The organism is Micromonospora parastrephiae (assembly GCF_016802865.1).
GTDB classification, from domain to species: domain Bacteria; phylum Actinomycetota; class Actinomycetes; order Mycobacteriales; family Micromonosporaceae; genus Micromonospora; species Micromonospora parastrephiae.
Map to the genome: position 1 here is coordinate 20,962 of NZ_JAEVHM010000002.1, position 16,820 is coordinate 37,781.

Annotated in this window: 15 protein-coding genes; 3 read left to right on the forward strand and 12 right to left on the reverse strand. The window is 69.1% G+C overall.

The window, feature by feature from the left end; all coding sequences use genetic code 11:
* Positions 1-22: 22 nt before the first annotated feature.
* The 8 genes from JNW91_RS00945 to JNW91_RS00980 form a co-directional block, all read right to left on the reverse strand.
* Positions 23-1,597, reverse strand: a complete 1,575-nt coding sequence (locus JNW91_RS00945; protein WP_203173058.1) for an alpha/beta hydrolase-fold protein — start codon at positions 1,595-1,597, stop codon at positions 23-25.
* A gap of 54 nt (positions 1,598-1,651) precedes the next feature.
* Positions 1,652-3,169, reverse strand: coding sequence for an aldehyde dehydrogenase (NADP(+)) (locus tag JNW91_RS00950; RefSeq protein ID WP_203173059.1), 1,518 nt, complete (start codon positions 3,167-3,169; stop codon positions 1,652-1,654).
* A complete protein-coding gene (locus JNW91_RS00955; RefSeq protein ID WP_203173060.1) occupies positions 3,166-4,377 on the reverse strand; it encodes a fumarylacetoacetate hydrolase family protein in 1,212 nt (403 codons plus the stop codon). The genes JNW91_RS00950 and JNW91_RS00955 overlap by 4 nt, the downstream gene beginning before the upstream one ends.
* Positions 4,374-5,060, reverse strand: a complete 687-nt coding sequence (locus tag JNW91_RS00960; protein ID WP_203173061.1) for a mandelate racemase/muconate lactonizing enzyme family protein — start codon at positions 5,058-5,060, stop codon at positions 4,374-4,376. The genes JNW91_RS00955 and JNW91_RS00960 overlap by 4 nt, the downstream gene beginning before the upstream one ends.
* A 17-nt stretch (positions 5,061-5,077) precedes the next feature.
* Entirely contained in the window at positions 5,078-5,554 is a 477-nt protein-coding gene (locus JNW91_RS00965) for an enolase-like domain-containing protein (RefSeq protein WP_203173062.1), read from the reverse strand.
* Between the two features lie 8 nt (positions 5,555-5,562).
* Entirely contained in the window at positions 5,563-6,393 is an 831-nt protein-coding gene (locus JNW91_RS00970; RefSeq protein WP_203173063.1) for a carbohydrate ABC transporter permease, read from the reverse strand.
* Positions 6,390-7,343: a carbohydrate ABC transporter permease gene (locus JNW91_RS00975; RefSeq protein ID WP_203173064.1), complete on the reverse strand. Its 954-nt coding sequence runs from the start codon at positions 7,341-7,343 to the stop codon at positions 6,390-6,392. The genes JNW91_RS00970 and JNW91_RS00975 overlap by 4 nt, the downstream gene beginning before the upstream one ends.
* A gap of 73 nt (positions 7,344-7,416) precedes the next feature.
* Positions 7,417-8,664 (reverse strand): ABC transporter substrate-binding protein, encoded by a 1,248-nt coding sequence (locus JNW91_RS00980; RefSeq protein WP_203173065.1) that lies wholly within the window; start codon positions 8,662-8,664, stop codon positions 7,417-7,419.
* A gap of 165 nt (positions 8,665-8,829) precedes the next feature.
* Here JNW91_RS00980 and JNW91_RS00985 point away from each other — a divergent pair, with 165 nt between their 5' ends.
* A complete protein-coding gene (locus tag JNW91_RS00985; protein ID WP_203173066.1) occupies positions 8,830-9,606 on the forward strand; it encodes an IclR family transcriptional regulator in 777 nt (258 codons plus the stop codon).
* Between the two features lie 45 nt (positions 9,607-9,651).
* Here the strand turns inward: JNW91_RS00985 and JNW91_RS00990 are convergent, their stop codons facing one another.
* Together JNW91_RS00990 and JNW91_RS00995 are read right to left on the reverse strand one after the other, a co-directional pair.
* Positions 9,652-10,374 (reverse strand): alpha/beta fold hydrolase, encoded by a 723-nt coding sequence (locus tag JNW91_RS00990; protein ID WP_203173067.1) that lies wholly within the window; start codon positions 10,372-10,374, stop codon positions 9,652-9,654.
* Between the two features lie 210 nt (positions 10,375-10,584).
* The gene (locus tag JNW91_RS00995) at positions 10,585-10,851 is read right to left on the reverse strand and encodes a helix-turn-helix domain-containing protein (RefSeq protein WP_203173068.1); all 267 of its coding nucleotides are present in this window, start codon (positions 10,849-10,851) and stop codon (positions 10,585-10,587) included.
* Positions 10,852-10,953: 102 nt separating this feature from the next.
* Here JNW91_RS00995 and map point away from each other — a divergent pair, with 102 nt between their 5' ends.
* On the forward strand, positions 10,954-11,772 hold the full coding sequence (gene map / locus JNW91_RS01000; protein WP_203173069.1) for a type I methionyl aminopeptidase: 819 nt from the start codon (positions 10,954-10,956) through the stop codon (positions 11,770-11,772).
* A gap of 278 nt (positions 11,773-12,050) precedes the next feature.
* Here the strand turns inward: map and JNW91_RS01005 are convergent, their stop codons facing one another.
* Both JNW91_RS01005 and JNW91_RS01010 read right to left on the reverse strand, forming a co-directional pair.
* A complete protein-coding gene (locus JNW91_RS01005; protein WP_203173070.1) occupies positions 12,051-12,755 on the reverse strand; it encodes an SLATT domain-containing protein in 705 nt (234 codons plus the stop codon).
* An 11-nt stretch (positions 12,756-12,766) separates the two neighbouring features.
* Positions 12,767-15,001 (reverse strand): metallophosphoesterase, encoded by a 2,235-nt coding sequence (locus JNW91_RS01010; protein ID WP_309244167.1) that lies wholly within the window; start codon positions 14,999-15,001, stop codon positions 12,767-12,769.
* 335 nt (positions 15,002-15,336) lie between these two features.
* Between JNW91_RS01010 and JNW91_RS01015 the strand changes: the two genes are divergently transcribed.
* Positions 15,337-16,791, forward strand: a complete 1,455-nt coding sequence (locus JNW91_RS01015) for an alkaline phosphatase PhoX (RefSeq protein WP_203173072.1) — start codon at positions 15,337-15,339, stop codon at positions 16,789-16,791.
* Positions 16,792-16,820: the final 29 nt, after the last annotated feature.

A 16,820-nucleotide genomic window follows, 5' to 3' on the forward strand; every position in this document is an offset into this window, starting at 1 on the left:
AGTGAGCGGCCGGGGCCCGACTCTACCGGACGTCGACCGGTGCGCTCTGGGAACCGTTGAAGAGCTTGCCGCCCTGGTAGTGGGCGACCACCGGAGCGTCCAGGTCGCCGTGGACGGTCTTCCTCAACCGGGCGACACCATCGTGCACCGGGGCCGACCCGAGGTGCGTGTCGCCCGCGTAGAAGTCGACCTTGCCGGCGGGATCGGAGGTGGTGGTGCTGACGGCATCGACCGTCGCGGTGGCGGTGACCCTGGTGTTGTGCGAGGCGCCGGCGGGTGCCACCGTGACGTCGAGACCGGTCGTGGTGGCCCGGAACGTCAGGGTGCGCAGGTAGTGGTTCAGCAGCGGGCGCCAGACGTGCCAGGTGTGCACGCCGGGCACGTTGTACTCGTCCAGATCGACGCCGGCGGCCCGCAGGGCGGCCGCGTTGCGCTGCGAGTTCTCGGCGATGTTGCCCAGCCGGTCCTGGAGCCCGGTGCCGATCATGATGCCGCCGGCCACCCCCCTCATGCGGTCGACCTGCTCCTGGGTGGCGGCCGGCCCGCCGGCACTCCAGGCGGCGTGGTAGCCGAACAGATCGGTGTGGTCGTACATGATGGTGTACGCCCGACTGCCACCGGCGGAGAAGCCGCCGAACGCGCGGTCCTGCGGGCGGGTGGAGACGTGGTAGTTCCGCTCGACGAACGGGAAGATGTTGTTCCGCAGTTCGTTGACGTAGCCCTCGTTGCCACCGGGGAGACCGTTGAAGTCGGTGGACACGATCACCATCGGCTCCACGGCACGGTCTGAGATCGCGTTCTCCAGGATGAGGTGGGCCACGCCCTGCATCGTCCAGGCCGTCGAGTGGTCACCACTGCCGTGACTCAGGTAGAGGGTCGGGTACGGCGTGGCCCGCTCCGGGTCGTAGCCGTGCGGCAGGTAGACGACGATGTCGTGCACCCCCGGCGGGTTGGTCGACAGCGGCGAGACGTACCGCCGGGACTCCAACCGGCCCATCCGGGCGACCGGCGCCTGGTACCTGGTGTCGTACGTCGGGAACTTCCTGCTGGTCGGGACGTAGATCGTGCTGCGTACCGCGCCGGGCGCTCCCGGGTACTGCGGCTGGATCTGCCACGGGTTCGCGGGGTCGTCGTGCAGGGCGCAGCCGGCGGCGAGCTCGTTGGCGCAGTCATGGGTGAACGCGTAGCGGAAGGTGCCAGCGGGCAGCGGCGTGGTGAACGTCCACACCCCGTCGGGACCCTTCCGCATGGCCTGGATGTGCCAGGGGGTGGCCGCGACGTCGCCGGGCTGCCACTCGGCGGGTGGCCGGGCGTCGCCGCAGTCCTGGCACGTGATGTTCTCCGGTCGGGAGTAGAACCAGTCGCCGTAGATGTGGACCTGCTGGACGTCCTCGGGCGCCCGGTACCTGAAGGTGACCGCATACCCGGTGGGCGGCTTGTCGGTGCGGGCGACCGTCGGGCCCAGGGGGGCGGGCGGAGCTGCCGACGCCGCGGGGGCGGCGACCGTTGCGGCGCCGACGGTGACGGCGGCGAGCAGCGAGAGCATCAGCCGACGCCTCGGCGCCGGAATCAGGGGACGGGGAATTGCAACGGGCATGTTCCTGCTCCCTCTTCGGCGTGTGCCGGACCAAACAGAATCGACAATCGCGGGTCATGCCATCCCTGATTCCAACCTCCCGTCGACTCGCCGGGGAATGGCGGTGTATCCGTCTCGCAGTTCCTCGGGAAGGATCCAGTCCGGGGCGTCCTGCCATGCCAGCGGGCGAAGGAACCGCCGGATCGACGTGGCGCCCACCGAGGTGTGCACGGCGTTTGTCGACGGCCAGGGCCCGCCGTGGTGCTGGGCCCACGACACGCGGACACCGGTGGGGTAGCCGTCGAAGACGATGCGACCCGCGCGGGCCGCGAGCACGTCCACCAGCCGGCGTACGACATCGGAGTCGTCCTCCGGCCCGCGGTGCACGGACCCGGTCAGCGACGATGGGACGGTCGCCAGGACGGCGTCGAGTTCGGCGACGTCGCGATACCGGACCACGACCATGAGCGGACCGAAGCACTCGTCGGCGATCTCGGCGGTCAGGCCGGGCAGACCGACCTCCAGCAGCGTCGGCGCGACGCTGAACCCCGCACCGGGGTCGACCTGGGGCCGCGCCGAGACACGAGCGCCGGCCTGCTCGAACGCCGTGGCCCCGCTCTCGTACGCGTCCCGGATCCGCTCGTTGAGCAGGACCGTGCCGCCCGACGAGCCCACCCTCTCCCGCAGCGTCTCGACCAGGCGGTCACCGCCCGGGTCTGACGGGACGAACGCCAGGCCGGGCTTGGTGCACAGCTGACCGCCGGACGCCGTGAAGGAGGCGAACAGCCCTTCGGCGACCTTCTCTCCCCGGTCGGCGGCCGCGCCGGGCAGGACGACGATCGGGTTCACGCTGCTCAGTTCGGCGTACAGGGGAATGGGATCGGGCCGTTCGTCGATGGCAGCCTGGATGGCGCGGGCCGCGCCGACGGAGCCCGTCAGGGCGGCCGCGCGAATCGTGGGGTGGCGTACCAGCGAGCGGCCGGCCTGCTCCCCGTACACGATGGCGATCACACCCTCGGGCCCACCCACGTCGCGGATGGCCGACCCGATCGCGTCGGCGGAGGCGTGCGAGGTGAGCGGATGGGACGGGTGGGCCTTCAGGACCGCGGGACAACCCGCGGCGAGCGCGGCGGCGGTGTCGCCCCCGGCTACCGAGAACGCGAACGGGAAGTTGCTGGCTCCGAAGACGGCGACCGGCCCGAGGGGTACGAGCATCCGCCGCAGGTCCGGGCCGCGCCCGAGCGGTGTGTCGGCGGCGTGGTCGATGGCCGCCTCGACGTACCCTCCGTCGCGCAGCACCTCGCCGAACATCCGGAACTGGAGCGCCGCCCGCGTGAGCTCCTGGTCGAGTCGCGCGTGGCCCAGTCCGGTCTCCGCCTCGGCGGCCGCGACCAGGTCCACGCGACGGGACTCCAGCGACGCGGCGATCGCGTCCAGCATCTCCGCTCTACCGACCCTTCCCAGGCCGGACAGCCACTGCGCGGCCTCGGACGCCCGGGCGGCGGTCACCTCCAGCCCAGACTCGTCGGTCTCGGTGAGATCCGTCGCGCGACGTCGACCGTCGCGCGGATCAACCGTGCTGACCACGTTCACAGCAGTCCTCTCCTTCCCAGATTGCCCATCAGATCGCGGACGCCGAACTGCCAGGGCTCGCACTCCTCCGCGTGCCGCACCCGGTTGGCCAGGGTGCCGAGCGCCGGGCAGGCGATCCGTACCACGTCGTCGACCTTGTGGGTGAAGCCCTCACCGGGACGATCCCGGTCCTGGATGGGCGCGAACATGGTGCCGAGCATCAGGACGGCGCCATCGGGATAGTGGTGGTGCGGGCCGATCAGCTGCCGCACCAGCGCCTCCGGGTCGCGCGACATCCGCGTCATCTCCGAGACCGCCTCCAGGTGGAAGCCGTCCACACCGCGGATCGTCAGACCCACCTCCAGCTCGCGGACCCGCTCCAGGCCGAACCGCTCGTCGAACAGCCGGATCAGGGGACCGAGGGCGCACGAGGCGTTGTTGTCCTTCGCCAGGGGAAGCAGGAGCGCCGAGCGGCCCTCGACGTCGCGCAGGTTCACGTCGTTGCCGAGGGTGGCGCCGATGATCCGACCGCTGGACTGGACGACGAGCGCGACCTCGGGTTCCGGATTGTTCCAGGTCGACGCGGCGAGCACGCCGACCGGAACGGCGGTGCCGACGGCGGAGAGGATCTGACCCTTCGTGAAGATCTCCGCGTCCGGGCCGATCCCCACCTCCAGGTACTGACTCCACATGCCCTCGGCGACCAGCAGCTCCTTGAGCCGCTGCGCCTGCGCCGAGCCCGGAGTCAGACTGTGCAGATCGACGCCGATGTCGGCGAGCATCCGACGACGGAGGTCCGCCGCGAGCGCCAGGTCCCCCCGTGCCCGTTCCTCGATGACGCGTTCGATCATCGAGACGGGAAAGGTCACGCCGGCGGCCTTGAGCGCCTGGAGGTCGACCGGCGCGAGCAGCCAGGGCCGGGTGCGGTCACGGGTCGCGGCACCGGTGTTGGCCAGGATCTCCCCGAAGCCGGCCACCAGCGGCCCGTCGAGCGCGGCCACCGTCGCGGCGGGATCGGGCAGCTCGCAGATGTCCCGGATGGTCGGGAACCGGTGACTGATGTCGAGGACCTCACCGCCTCGGACGGTCACGGGTGAGGGGCCGTCCACGGACGGGTCCCAGATCCGGCCGATGAGGACGCTGTGGTCGACGTCGTCGGGCAGCGCCTCGGCGGCGGTCCCGAACCAGTCCGCGTCGGCGGCCCTCCCTCGGGGCCCTGGCACCGTCATGAGCCGCTCCCCAGGTTGAAGAAGGACCGCTCGTCCCGGGGACGAATGTCGTAGACGGCGTCGCGGAACATCCGCATCGGATGCGGTGTGAACGGGTGCTGCTCGATCGCGGCGAGATCCACCTCGATGCCCAGCCCGACCCCGGTCGGGATGAGCACGTCGCCGTCGTCGGTGAGAACCAGCCGCTCGTTGGTGATCTCGGGGCGCCAGGGCACGTCCGTCGCCATGATCTCCAGGTAGCGAAAGTTGGGTAGCGTCGCCCCGAGCTGAAGTGTCGCGGCCGTGCTGAGCGGACCGCTCGGGTTGTGCGGCGCGAATCCCACATAGCTTGTCGCGGCGAGCGTCGAGATGAAGGCCAGCTCGGCGATCCCGCCGGCGTGCGTCACGTCGGGCTGGACGAAGTCGACCGCCTGACGGGCCAGCGCCGGCGCGAATCCCTGCCGGCCGTACCATCGCTCCCCCGCCGCGATGGGCACGGGCGACGCGCGGCGGACGTCGACCAGCGCGTCCAGGTTGTCCGGCGGGCACGGCTCCTCGAACCACACCGGGTCGAACTGGGCGATCTCCGTCGCGACCTTGATCGCGTGGCGGACGTCGAAGCGACCGTGCCCCTCGACAAACAGCTCGACGTCGCGGCCCACCGCACCACGAACGGCGTCGATCTGGGCGAGCACCCGGTCCAACTGCCCGGTGCTGATGGTCAGGTCGTAGTTCTCGAACGGGTCCCACTGAGGCCGCGGAAGCCGGACTCCACCGTCTTCCGCGCGGCGGCCGCGTAGTCCTCCGGCGTGACGGCTCCGGAGAACCAGCCGTTCGCGTACGCGCGCACCCGATCCCGGGTCGCACCGCCGAGGAGGCGCGAGACCGGAACGCCGAGGTCGCGAGCCGAGATGTCCCACAGGGCCATCTCCAGCGCGCTCAGCGCGGTCATGATGACCGGCCCGCCTCGCCAGTACCAGTCCCGCGCGAGTTCGTAGAGGATCTTCGAGATGCGGGTCGGGTCCAAACCCACGACCGCCTCGGCGACCTCGGCGATCGCGCCCTGGACGGCCCGTTCCTTGCCTTCCAGGGTGGCCTCACCGAGCCCGACGATCCCCTCGTCGGTGTGAACGCGCACGATGACGAGGTTCGTGCGGTAGAAGTCGACGACCAGCGTGTCGACGGAGACGATCTTCATGTTTCGGCTCAACCCTTCACCGCGCCGGCGGTCATGCCGGACACCACGTACTTCTGCGCCAACAGGTAGAAGGCGACGGCGGGCAGCGTGAACAGGAAGGCGACGGCCATCACCGTCTGGATCGGTGTGCCCAGTTCGCCGATGAAGTTCGCGATGCCGACGGAGGCCGGCTGCAACTCGGGATCGAAGATGAACGTCACCGCGAACACGTACTCGTTCCAGGCGTGGAAGAAGGCGATGACCGCGGTCGCCGCGATCGACGGGGCGATCAGCGGCACGTTGATGCGGGTCAGGACGGTGAAGGGCCGGCCGCCGTCAGCACGCGCCGCCTCCTCCAACTCCTTCGGGATGCCGTCGATCGCGCCCTTGAGGATCAGCGCGACGATCGGCAGGACGAAGGCGGAGTTCACCAGGACGAGGCCGGTCAGCGAGTCGAGCAGGTCGAACCGGCGGAAGAGCGCGAACAGCGGTACGACCATGAGCGCCTCGGGGAGCATCTGCGTGAACAGCAGCACGACGGTCAGCACGGCCTTGCCTCGGAACGAGAACCGGGACAACGCGTAACCGAGCGGGATACCCAGGCCGACGGACAGGACCATCGTGCCCACGGCGATCAGCAGGCTGTTCAGCAGCCACCCGGCTGCCTTGCCCTCGGCCAACGCGTCGACGAACACCCCGAAGCGGCCGACGTCCGGCGTGAGCCGGGGCTGCTCGGCGAACAGGTCGCCGTTGCTCGACAGCGCGGTGACGAGCATCCAGTACAGCGGAAACACCGCGACGCCCAGCACAACGAGCACGGCGACGATCCGCGCGGTGAGACCGAACCGGAAGCGCCTCATCGGACCTCCTCCTTCTCCACGGCACGGGCGACCAGTCGGCTGCCGGCGATGATGATGAGCGAGATGACGACGCCGACCATCCCGATGGCCGCCGCCGATCCGAGTTCCTTCGAGTCGAAGGCCTGCGAGTAGAGGGCGGTGACGAGCGTCTCGGTGGCGCCGACGGGTCCGCCCTTGGTCATCAGCCAGATGAGCTCGAACCGCCGCAGCGACCAGATCGTCATCAGCAGGGCCAGCAGTCCGACGGTCGGCTTGATGACCTGCCAGGTGACGGCGCGGAAGGTGGCCCATCGTCCCGCGCCGTCCACGGTCGCGGCCTCGTTGAGGTCCTGCGGAACGGACTGCAGTGCGGAGAGCAGCACCACGGAGGTGAAGGGGAACAGTTGCCAGATGGTCGTCGCGAGCACCGCCGGAAGCGCGTAGCGGGGACTGTCCAGGATCGCGCCACCCGGGACGCCGAGTCCCACCGCGTCGAGAAGCCGGTTCACGATCCCGTACTGCGCGTTGAGCATCCAGGTGGCGATGAGCGCGACCGCGATGCCGGGCGCGGCCCAGGGGACGGTCACCAGCGCCCGTGCCACGCCGCGGCCCCGGAAACCCTTGTTGAGCAGGAGCGCGACGACGAGTCCGGCACCGACCGCGCCGACGACACAGGCGAGCACGTAGACGAGCGTGATCAGCAGAGTGCGGTGGAAGTCGGGGTCGCCGAAGATCCGGTTGAAGTTCTCAAGCCCGACCCACTCGCTGCGGGTGGGGTTGAGCAGCCTCGTCCGGGTGAAGCTGAGGTACACCTCCTGAACGAGGGGCACCGCCTGGAAGACGAGGATGAACAGTGCGGCGGGGGCTAGGAACAGGTACGGCGTCCACCTGCTGCCGAGTGGACTGGGTCGACGCCGTGTCCCGGATCGGGGGGTTGTCTTCGGTGCTCCGGTCTGTTCGAGCACAGTCATCGGGTTGGTCCTTCTCAGGATGGACGCTGCCGGCGCACGGACATCGGCGCCGGCAGCGTCGCCGTGTCGACCGTCAGCGGACCATTTCGGTCGCCTGCTGCTGAGCACGATCCAGCGCGGACTTGAGGTCGGCCTTGCCCTGCAGCGCCGCGACGACGTTCTGCACGACCACCTTGCGGATGTCCGGCGTCTTGGCTTCGAACCCCAGCACGATCTGCGGGAGACTGGTCTCGGTGAGCCCGTCGAAGACGGTGAGGAACGGGGTCGCCTTCAGCGATTCGGCGCTGCGCTGCGTGGTGGTGGCGACGCTGCTCGCGCCGAGGATCTCCTGCAGCTTGGCCTGGTTCTGTGGCTCCAGCGCCCAGCGGATGAAGGTGGCGGCCTCTTCCTTGCCCTCGCTCGCCTCGTTGATCACGATCGGTGCGAGGATCGCGCCCTGCTTCCGTACCGGGAACGGGATGGGCGCGACGCTGAAGTTCAGCTGCGCGTTCTGGCCGCGCGTCGCCGTCACGTACCCCCCGTTGTTGAGCTCCATCCCGACCTTGCCCTCGGCGAACATCCGCCGGAACGTCGCCGCGTCCGCTCCGCGTGGGATCACGTTCGCGTCGTACAGGTCCTTGTACGCCTGTAGGCCCTTGAGGTTCTCGGGCGAGTTGATCGTCAGGTTCTTGCCGTCGGACCAGGCCCCGCCGAAGCCGTAGACATAGTTGAAGATGTCCTGCCAGACGCCGGCCTCCTCGGCCTCGGTCTGCCGGAACGCCAGGCCGTAGACGTCGCCCTTGGTCAGCGCCTTCGCGGTGGAGCTGAACTGCTCGTAGGTGGACGGCGGCGTCGGGATCAGGTCGGCGTTGTAGAACATCGCGTAGTTCGACGCCTCGAAGATGATGCCGTGCCGGACGCCATCGTGGACCATGAACTGATCCGGCTGCTTGAGCAGGTCGTACCTGCCGACATCGATCATCTTGTCCAGAGGCGCGATCAGACCGGCGTCCGCGGCGGCCTCGAACTCGGGCATGTCGAAGCGGACCAGGTCGGGCCCCTTGCCGCTGCCCATCTGAGTGAGCACCGTCTGGCCGAAGGTCGGGTACGGCACTGCGGCGGCGGAGACCTGGACCTTGTCCTGGCTCTGATTGAACTCGTCGAGCCACTTGGTGAGCAGAGGCCCGCGGCCCGGGTCGCCGAAGGTCGAGGCGGCGAAGCTCAGTTTGGTGACGTCGTCGCCGGAGTCGCCGTCAGAGCCGCAACCGGTCAAGAGAGTGGCGACCAGGCCGAGGGCACATGTCGCCCTGGCGATGCCGAGGTGAGCGCGCTGGTTACCCATCGATTCTCCACAGTTACAGAACAGAGTCAGGGGGATTAATTGCAACGATCGTAGCGCCATGTGCAACGGAGTCAAGTAGCGATTGCGTATCACGTCAACTACATTGCACATGACGCAACGACAGCGGCGGCAGGAGCGCCGTCGCCCGAAAGGGAGACCTGGCCTGTGGCCCAATCGATTCGTCGCGCGATCGACCTCATCCGTCGATCCGCGGAACGCCCACTGTCCCTCACGGAGGCGGCGGACGTGCTCGGCGTCCACAAGTCCACGGCCCTGCGGATCCTGCAGACGCTGGAGGCCGAGCGCTTCGTACGCCGCACCGGCGCGGGCACCTACGTGCTGGGCAGCGGGCTCATCGAACTGTCCGAGCTCGCGCTCGGCTCGATGGACCTACGCCAGTTCGCCGCCGCGCCCCTGCGGGCGCTGCAACGCGAGACCAGCCACACCGTGCACCTGGCCCAACTCACCGGCGACGAGATCATCTATATCGACAAGGTCGACAGTCCCGCGTTCGACGCGGTGAAGCTGCCGTCCCGGGTGGGGCGCGCGGTGTCGATCTACGCGAGCGCCGTCGGCAAGACGATCCTCGCCTACCTACCCCCCGAGGAACGCGACCGCCTTCTCTCGCACGTCGTCTTCGAGAGGTTCACCGACACCACCCTCGCCGACCACGACTCCCTCGAAGCCGAACTCGCCCGCATCCGCGAGCGCGGCTGGGCCGCCGACAACGGCGAGCACGACGCCTACGTGATGTGCGTCGCCGCGCCGATCCGGGATTCGCGCGGGCTGGTCATCGCCGCCGCCTCGCTCACGGCCATCGAGGTCATCGCCAACCTCGACCAGTTGAAGAGCAGCCTTCCGCTTCTTCTGAAGACCGCGAACCAGATCTCGTCCGAACTCGGCTACACGCCGCCGTCCGCCGAAGGCCCGGACGGCTCGTAGCGAAGGTGTCCGTGTTCGCGTCGAGCAGGTCGCCGATGCTCAGGACTATCCGGCCCCGACGCCCCGCGCCGCCTCGATGACAGACTCGGCGACCTCGCCGGGCCGGGACACCGTCATCGCGTGGGAGGCGCCGGCCACCTCCCGGATCCCACGGGCGCCGGCCCGTTCGGCCATGAAGCGGTGCACCGCGACCGGGATGTTGTTGTCCGAGTCACCGAACACGAACCACGTGGGCAACGACTGCCACGGGGGCGTCGCCGTCGCCAGGCCCTCGCCGAGCGCCTGCTCGGTCACCGGTCGCTGCGTCCGGGCCATCAGGGCCGCCTGATCGTCGGACACGTCCGCGGCGAACTGCGCGTGGTAGGCGTCCTGGCCGATCGCCACCTCGTTGCCGCCGCTGGACACCGGGTACGAGACGAGGGTGTCGCCGAGCGTGCTGCCGGGGAACTTGCCGGACAGCGCCAGCGCCGACTCGCCCGTGTCCGGACAGAACCCGTTGACGTAGACCAGGCCACGCACCGTCGGTTCGTCCGCCGCCGCCTCCGTGATGACCATGCCGCCGTACGAGTGGGCGACGAGCAGGACGGGACCGCCGATTCCCCGGACCACGTCGCGCACGTACGCGGCATCTGTCGTGACACCGCGCAGGGGGTTGGCGACGGCCACCACGGAGTAGGCGGGACCGAGCCGCTCGATCACACCGTTCCAGCTCGCCGACTCGGCGAACGCGCCGTGCACGAGGACGACGGTGAGTTCCTGATCTGCCACGGCCGAGGGCTCCTTTGCTCCAGGACGGGGTGCTGGGCGTCCCGCCCGAGTACGTGGGCGGGGCTGATTACCCACCGTGAGCCGGGGAAACGTCGGATCGTCCTCGAAGCGAACCGTCCCGGAGCTGCCGGTGACTATCCGCTCCGCGCCGGCTCAGGCTCGCCGCGCCGGCTTCGATCATGACGAGTTCGGATGGCCCGACGCAGGCCCTCAGGACGCTTCGCGGACGCGCAGATCGGCCAGCCACACCTCGGCCAGGTCGCTGAGCGCGACACCGAGGACCTCGCTGAGGCAGACCACGGTGCCGAACGCCGGCGCCGGGAGCCGGCCCACCTCGATCTTGCGGAGCGTCTCCGGCGAGATGCCGGCCGCCATGGCCACCTCGACCGGGCTGCGGCTGCCTCGCGCGACCCGGAGCGCCGCACCGAGACGTTGCCCCGCTGCGATCTGTTCAGGTGTGAGCGGTGGGCGAACCATGTCAGCAGGATAGATCCGCCTTCTCGGACCGGCAACGCCGACGCGCGGGACCCCCCGATCAGCGTGGTATAAATATACCGCCACGGAGAGGGAGGGTTGATCATGATCGAGCTCAAATCCGCCGAGGAGATCGGTCGGATGGCCGTGACCGGCCAGTTCGTCGGCGAACTGCTGGCGGAGCTGCGTGAGGTCGCCGCCGTCGGGGTCAACCTGATGGACCTCGAACACCACGCCCGCCGCCGGATCAAGGAGCGCGGCGCCGAATCCTGCTACTGGGACTACACGCCGTCGTTCGGCCGCGGCCCGTTCCGCAACGTCCTGTGCCTCTCGGTCAACGACGCCGTGCTGCACGGCCTGCCGCACAGGTACGCCCTGCGCGACGGCGACCTCCTGAGCATCGACATGGCGGTCGGGATCGACGGCTGGGCCGCCGACTCCGCACTCTCCGTCATCGTCGGCAACCCCACGCCGGACGACCTGAAGCTGATCGAGGCCACCGAGGTCGCACTGGAGGCCGGGATCGCCGCCGCCCGACCGGGCAACCAACTCGGCGACATCTCCGCCGCCATCGGCGAGGTCGCCCGCCGCTACGGCTACCAGGTCAATGACGAGTTCGGCGGGCACGGCATCGGCCGAACCATGCACGAGGCCCCACACGTGCCCAACAACGGCCGCCCCGGCCGGGGCATGAAGCTCAAGCCCGGCCTGACGCTCGCGATCGAGCCGTGGTTCTGCCGCAGTACCAATAAGATCAAATTCGATGAGGACGGGTGGACGATCCGGTCCGCGGACGGCTCGCGGACGGCCCACTCCGAGCACACCGTCGCGGTCACCACCGACGGCCCGCAGGTGCTGACCCGCCGTCCCGGGCACGACACACGGCCGGGCAACCGCAGCGGGCAGCCGGCCGCGACGTCCTGACGAGCGCCCCTGGGACCGAGGAACACGTATACATTGGATCGGCTCGGTGAGCTGACCTTTGAGTAAGCGGCGACAGCCGTTTCCTACTATTTCCGTTCAAATCGGAAACCTCCGCGCAAGCGGAGGAAAGGGTATTTCGGCGCCTGCGCTCTCCTCGACCCTCGTCCACGAGCCGTAGGCGGCCGCCGGCATCGCCTGGTCGCCCGATCGGCGGCAGGTCACCGATCCGCGCGGGCACAGCCGCCGGGCCACGGTGATCTCGTCGTCGCCGCCGCGGGTCAGGTACCTGTCGGCCGGGTCGGCGCCTGCTGGCGGTGGGCCGGGCTGATCGATCCCTCCAGCGTGCTCCTCGCCGTGGGTGCGGGCAGTACCAGGCCCGCAGCCGTCTGCTCCAGTTGAGCAAGGAGGTCATCGGCCCACATCGACGTCTCCTGGACCACCGCGCGCGCCGTCGCCGCGACGAGTGCTTCGACGAGGTGAAAAAACTCCTCCACCTGGTCGGGCGGAGGCGTGTCATGGCCGGCGTTGCGGCTCAACCAGGCCAGGTAGCTGACCCTTATCTCGTTGAGTTCCGACTGCAACACCGCCTGGGTGTGCATGAAGCGCATCCAGGACGAACTGAATCCGAAGAGTCGATCCGCGAGCAGGAATCCCCCGGCTGAAGCGAGGAGCACAAACCCCCACTCGGGCGCGGGCATGCCGGCGTTCGCGGCGTGCAGCAGGGGCACCAGTCCGCCGCCCACGCCGAACAGGATGGCCAACCCGCGGCAGGCCTTCGACCACCTTGAGCGACTGGTCTTGCGCCACAGGTACCAGCGAATGGCCGCTTCCGCTGACGCCTCAGCCCAGCTGAAGACCGCGGCCAGTCCCTGATAGGTGGCAGCATCCTCCCTGATCCGGGGCAGCGGCGGACCGGTGAAGTTACGCGGGGAGTCTGGGGCCGGCTGCCGGAACCCACCGGCAGCCCCGTTGGCAGTGCTCATGCTCGCCGCACCTATCCCTTCATCACCCACCGGCCGCCCGACACCCACTCGGCCCCGAGCTGGACGGCCATCTCCCGCCACTCGACCCGGAGGAAGTCGGCGCCTCGCTCACGCCGGTCGCGCAGCAACTTGATGATCGCGAAGTGGTTCGACTGGTTGTGTTCGAGCTCCTGTTCCGCCACGCCGGTGCTGCCGCAACCGGAGACGATCAATGAGCGGCCGGCGAAGGCCGAGCCCTCGGGCCGTTGCCGGACGGAGGTTTCCCGCAGCTGAGGCTTGTGCTTGTGGCCGTGCAGGACCAGAGAGAACCCGAGCCGGGACAGGCGTTGCTCGACGATGCCCGCATCTCGCACCGTGGACATGTCCAGCAGCACCTCCTCAGCCCGGCGCGTTGGTTTCAGAGCCTCCGGGTACGGAAGCAGGTGGTGGTGCATGACGGCGGCCCTGACCGAGTCACCGGCGACATCGTCGAGGAGCTTGGCGACACGGCCTAGTTGTTTGAGGCCGATGAACCCGTAGTGGTGCTGGTGGTCCTCGAAGACGCACGAGTTCAGCCCCACGAAGGTGATCGGTCCCCGCTGCTGCACGGAGACGACCTCACTCGGCTCCGGGCGGTCGTGGCCGACGTGGAAGTCCCACGTCACGAGCGGAAAAATCTTGTAGAACAGCTTCTCCCCGTAGAAGTCGTGGACGAATGTCAGGTAGTTGTCGAAGCGCTTCTGCGGGCTCGCGCGGGCGACATCCCAGTCGATGTCGTGGTTGCCGGGGACGATGACCACCTGGTCGTGGGACATGCCCAACCCGCCGCACAGCTCCTCGAGGAAGGTGCGAACCAGCGCGAACTCCTCGGCCTTGCCCGTGTAGACCAGGTCGCCGGACAGGACGATCGTGGCGTTCGCCGGATCGCACCCTTCGTGGGTCAATGCCCGCATGAACTCGTCGCGGAGCTCAAGGCTCAGGCGGCGGCAGTTCTCGTCATCGCGGTACCGGTGCATCTCCCGGCCGCCGGGCCCGCTCGTGCCGAAGTGGACGTCGGAGATGTGGAAGATCAGGTGCTGTTGCTGCTCGGTTCGCCGGTCGGTCGGAGCGCCACCGCGGCCCTCGTTCCGGGAGGCGCGCACGAGCCAGTCGGAGAGCGCCTCCGCTTCCTCCGGGTAGATCCCGGCCTGGCCCAGCATGCGGATCTGCTCGGCGGCGGACTGGGCGTCAGCGGGACGGGCGCCGTTCTTCACCGCGTCCTCCGCCCGAGACCGCGCCCGCTCGAAGTCACCCAGCACCAGGTTCGCCTCCGCCGCCACCAGGTCGGCCCAGTAGTCGCCGACCAGGTACTCCGTCTCCTCGATATCGGAGCGAAGGCCCTGATACAGCTCCCGCCCCCGCTCGGGGTGGTCCGGGTCGGCCAGGATGACCATGCCGGCGTGCGCGACTCGCAGATACAAACTCTTGGGCGCCAGGCGCATGGCCTGCTCGTAGTACTCGAGGGCCTCGGCGTAGCGCTGGAGGCGCTTGACCGTGCCGCCGAGCATGCCGAGTGTCTGCGGATCGTGGGGGTTGAGCTCCAAGGCCCGGTTCAGCTCCCGCAGCCCGCCTTCGAAGTCCTGGAACTTCCTCAGGTAGAACCCTCGCTGGCGATGGACTTCGTAGTCCCCGTCGGCGGCGGGGTACGCCGCCTCGAGCACCGTCGCGGCGGTCCCGTAGTCCTCCACCCGCGCCAGCTCGTTGGACAGGGCGAGCAGCCCGGAAACCGGCAGGTTGCGGAACTGCTTGGCCCAGTGCCAGACGGCGACCAACTGTTCGTCGCGCTTGGCGCGAGCGATCTTGGCTGCGAACTCGCGCTCGAACGCCGCTTGGTCATGCTGGGGGTCGGGGGCGACGCCCAGTTCCTGGAGGGCGTCCTGGACCGGGTTACGCACGGGCCCGTTCGTGACCGTCAACGCGGACCTGAACCGACGTTCGAACGTCTTGTCGTTGCCGAAATCCCGGTCGTAGAGCAGGATGCGCTGGCTGGCGATGTCGAACGGAAGCGGCGTCTGCTTCTCCGCGACCAGAATCGTCGCTCCCGGCGAGATCGCCTGCCGAACCCCGAGCTCGTAGTAGACATTGCTGTTGGGCGCGCTGACGTCCGCGAGCACGATGTCCGCCGCGTAGATCTGCTTGATCGCCTGGTTGGTGATGGTGCCGGCTTCGACGATCTCGTCGATCCGCAGGACCCGGAAGCCCTCTGCCTCGGCTGTCGGCCGCAGCACTTGGGTATAGAAGGCGTCGAAGTCATGTTCCGTACCATCGGTCAGGGACCGCACGCCAAACGGCATGATCACAAAAAGTAGGGGACGCTTCACCCATTGCAGACTAGTAGGTGGAGTCCCACGGACGGGAGCGGGACTCCCGCTGTGCAGCGGAGAGCATGAGAGGCCGGTGCACGTGCGAGCCCGTTCGCCGCCGTCGAACACTTCGCGACGCGTGAGTGACCCTGATTCTTAACTCCGATGTCACCGCCCGATTCCACAGGTGACGTGTCGGTGTCCGCCCGCGGGGGTTGGCTGTCAGTCGTCGCACTTGCCTTGACCAGGAGCTGATCCACGTGCCTTCCTCTCGCCGTACCTTCCTCGCTGGCGGCGCCGCCGCCGGCGTAGGCCTTGCCGTCGCGGGCGGCCTGCCGTCCCTGGCTCAGGCCAGCCCGGGCCGGCCCCAGCCGCCGGTCAAGGGCGGACACCCGCCCTTCCCGCCGCTCGTGGACGATCCCGATGGCATCCTGGCCCTGCCCGAGGGCTTCAGCTACACCGTGGTCACCCGCACCGGCATCACCCGCCTCGACCGCGGCCAGGGCACAACCCCGTCGGACCACGACGGCATGGCCGTCTACGACGCCGGCCACGGCCGTTACACGCTGATTCAGAACCACGAGATCGACCCGGGCGCCGAGTTCGGCGTACCGCACGTCAAGGGAACGGTCTACGACGCGGGCGCCGTCGACGCCGGTGGTTGCACCGTGATCAAGACCGACCGCGCGGGCCGGAACCTGGGTGAGTTCGTCGCTCTCTCCGGCACGATCTCCAACTGCGCCGGCGGGCCAACCCCCTGGGGGACCTGGCTCACCTGCGAGGAAACCGAGGACCGGGCCGGCGACGAGTGGGAAGAGGACGGCCGGTCCGGTGTCTTCCAGAAGGACCACGGCTACGTCTTTGAGGTTTGGGCCGACGGCAGCGCGGACCCGAGGCCGATCAAGTGCCTGGGCCGCTACTCCCACGAGGCCCTGGCGGTCGACAAGGACCGCACCAGGATCTACCTCTCCGAGGACGCCGACGGACCCAACGGCCTCTTCTACCGCTGGACGGCGCCGGGTGGCGTCAAGCTGGGTCCCGGCGTGCTCACCCACCTCGCACCGAACGCCGGTGTCCTCGCCGCGATGCAGATCATCATGGACGACGGATCGGTGCTGCCGGACGTCGCCTACCTGACCTCCGCCCAGCTGAACCGCCCCTTCCCCGTACGGTGGATCGAGGTTCCGGACCGCGACGCGCGGACCACGTCCGTCCGCGAGCAGTTCGCCGACGGCCAGGTCACCCGCGGCCGCAAGTTCGAGGGCGTGTGGGGCACCGACGAGGGCGTGTACGTGGTCAACTCGTACGCCTGGGACGACGGTGACCTGCCGGCGGACGCCGCGCCGCACGACGGCATGGTCTGGTTCTACAACTACAAGGCCCAGACCATCCAGCTGGTGACGTACTTCCCGCACCAGACGGCCTCCGAGGAGGGGGCGCCGGTCAAGTACACCGACCTCACCTTCGACGGCCCGGACAACGTGACCGTCACCCCGTGGGGAAGCCTCGTGCTCGCCGAGGACGGCACGGGCGCCTCGCACGTGCTCAGCACGGTCCCCGGTGGCCCGACGTACGCGATCGCCCGCAACCAGCTCAACGACTCGGAGTTCTGCGGACCGACCTTCACGGCCGACGGCAGGGTGCTCTTCGTCAACATGCAGGACCCCGGCCTCACCCTGGCCATCACCGGCCCGTGGGAGAAGTACCTGGGCTGACCAAGCCGGACCGACCGGGTGGGGGCCAG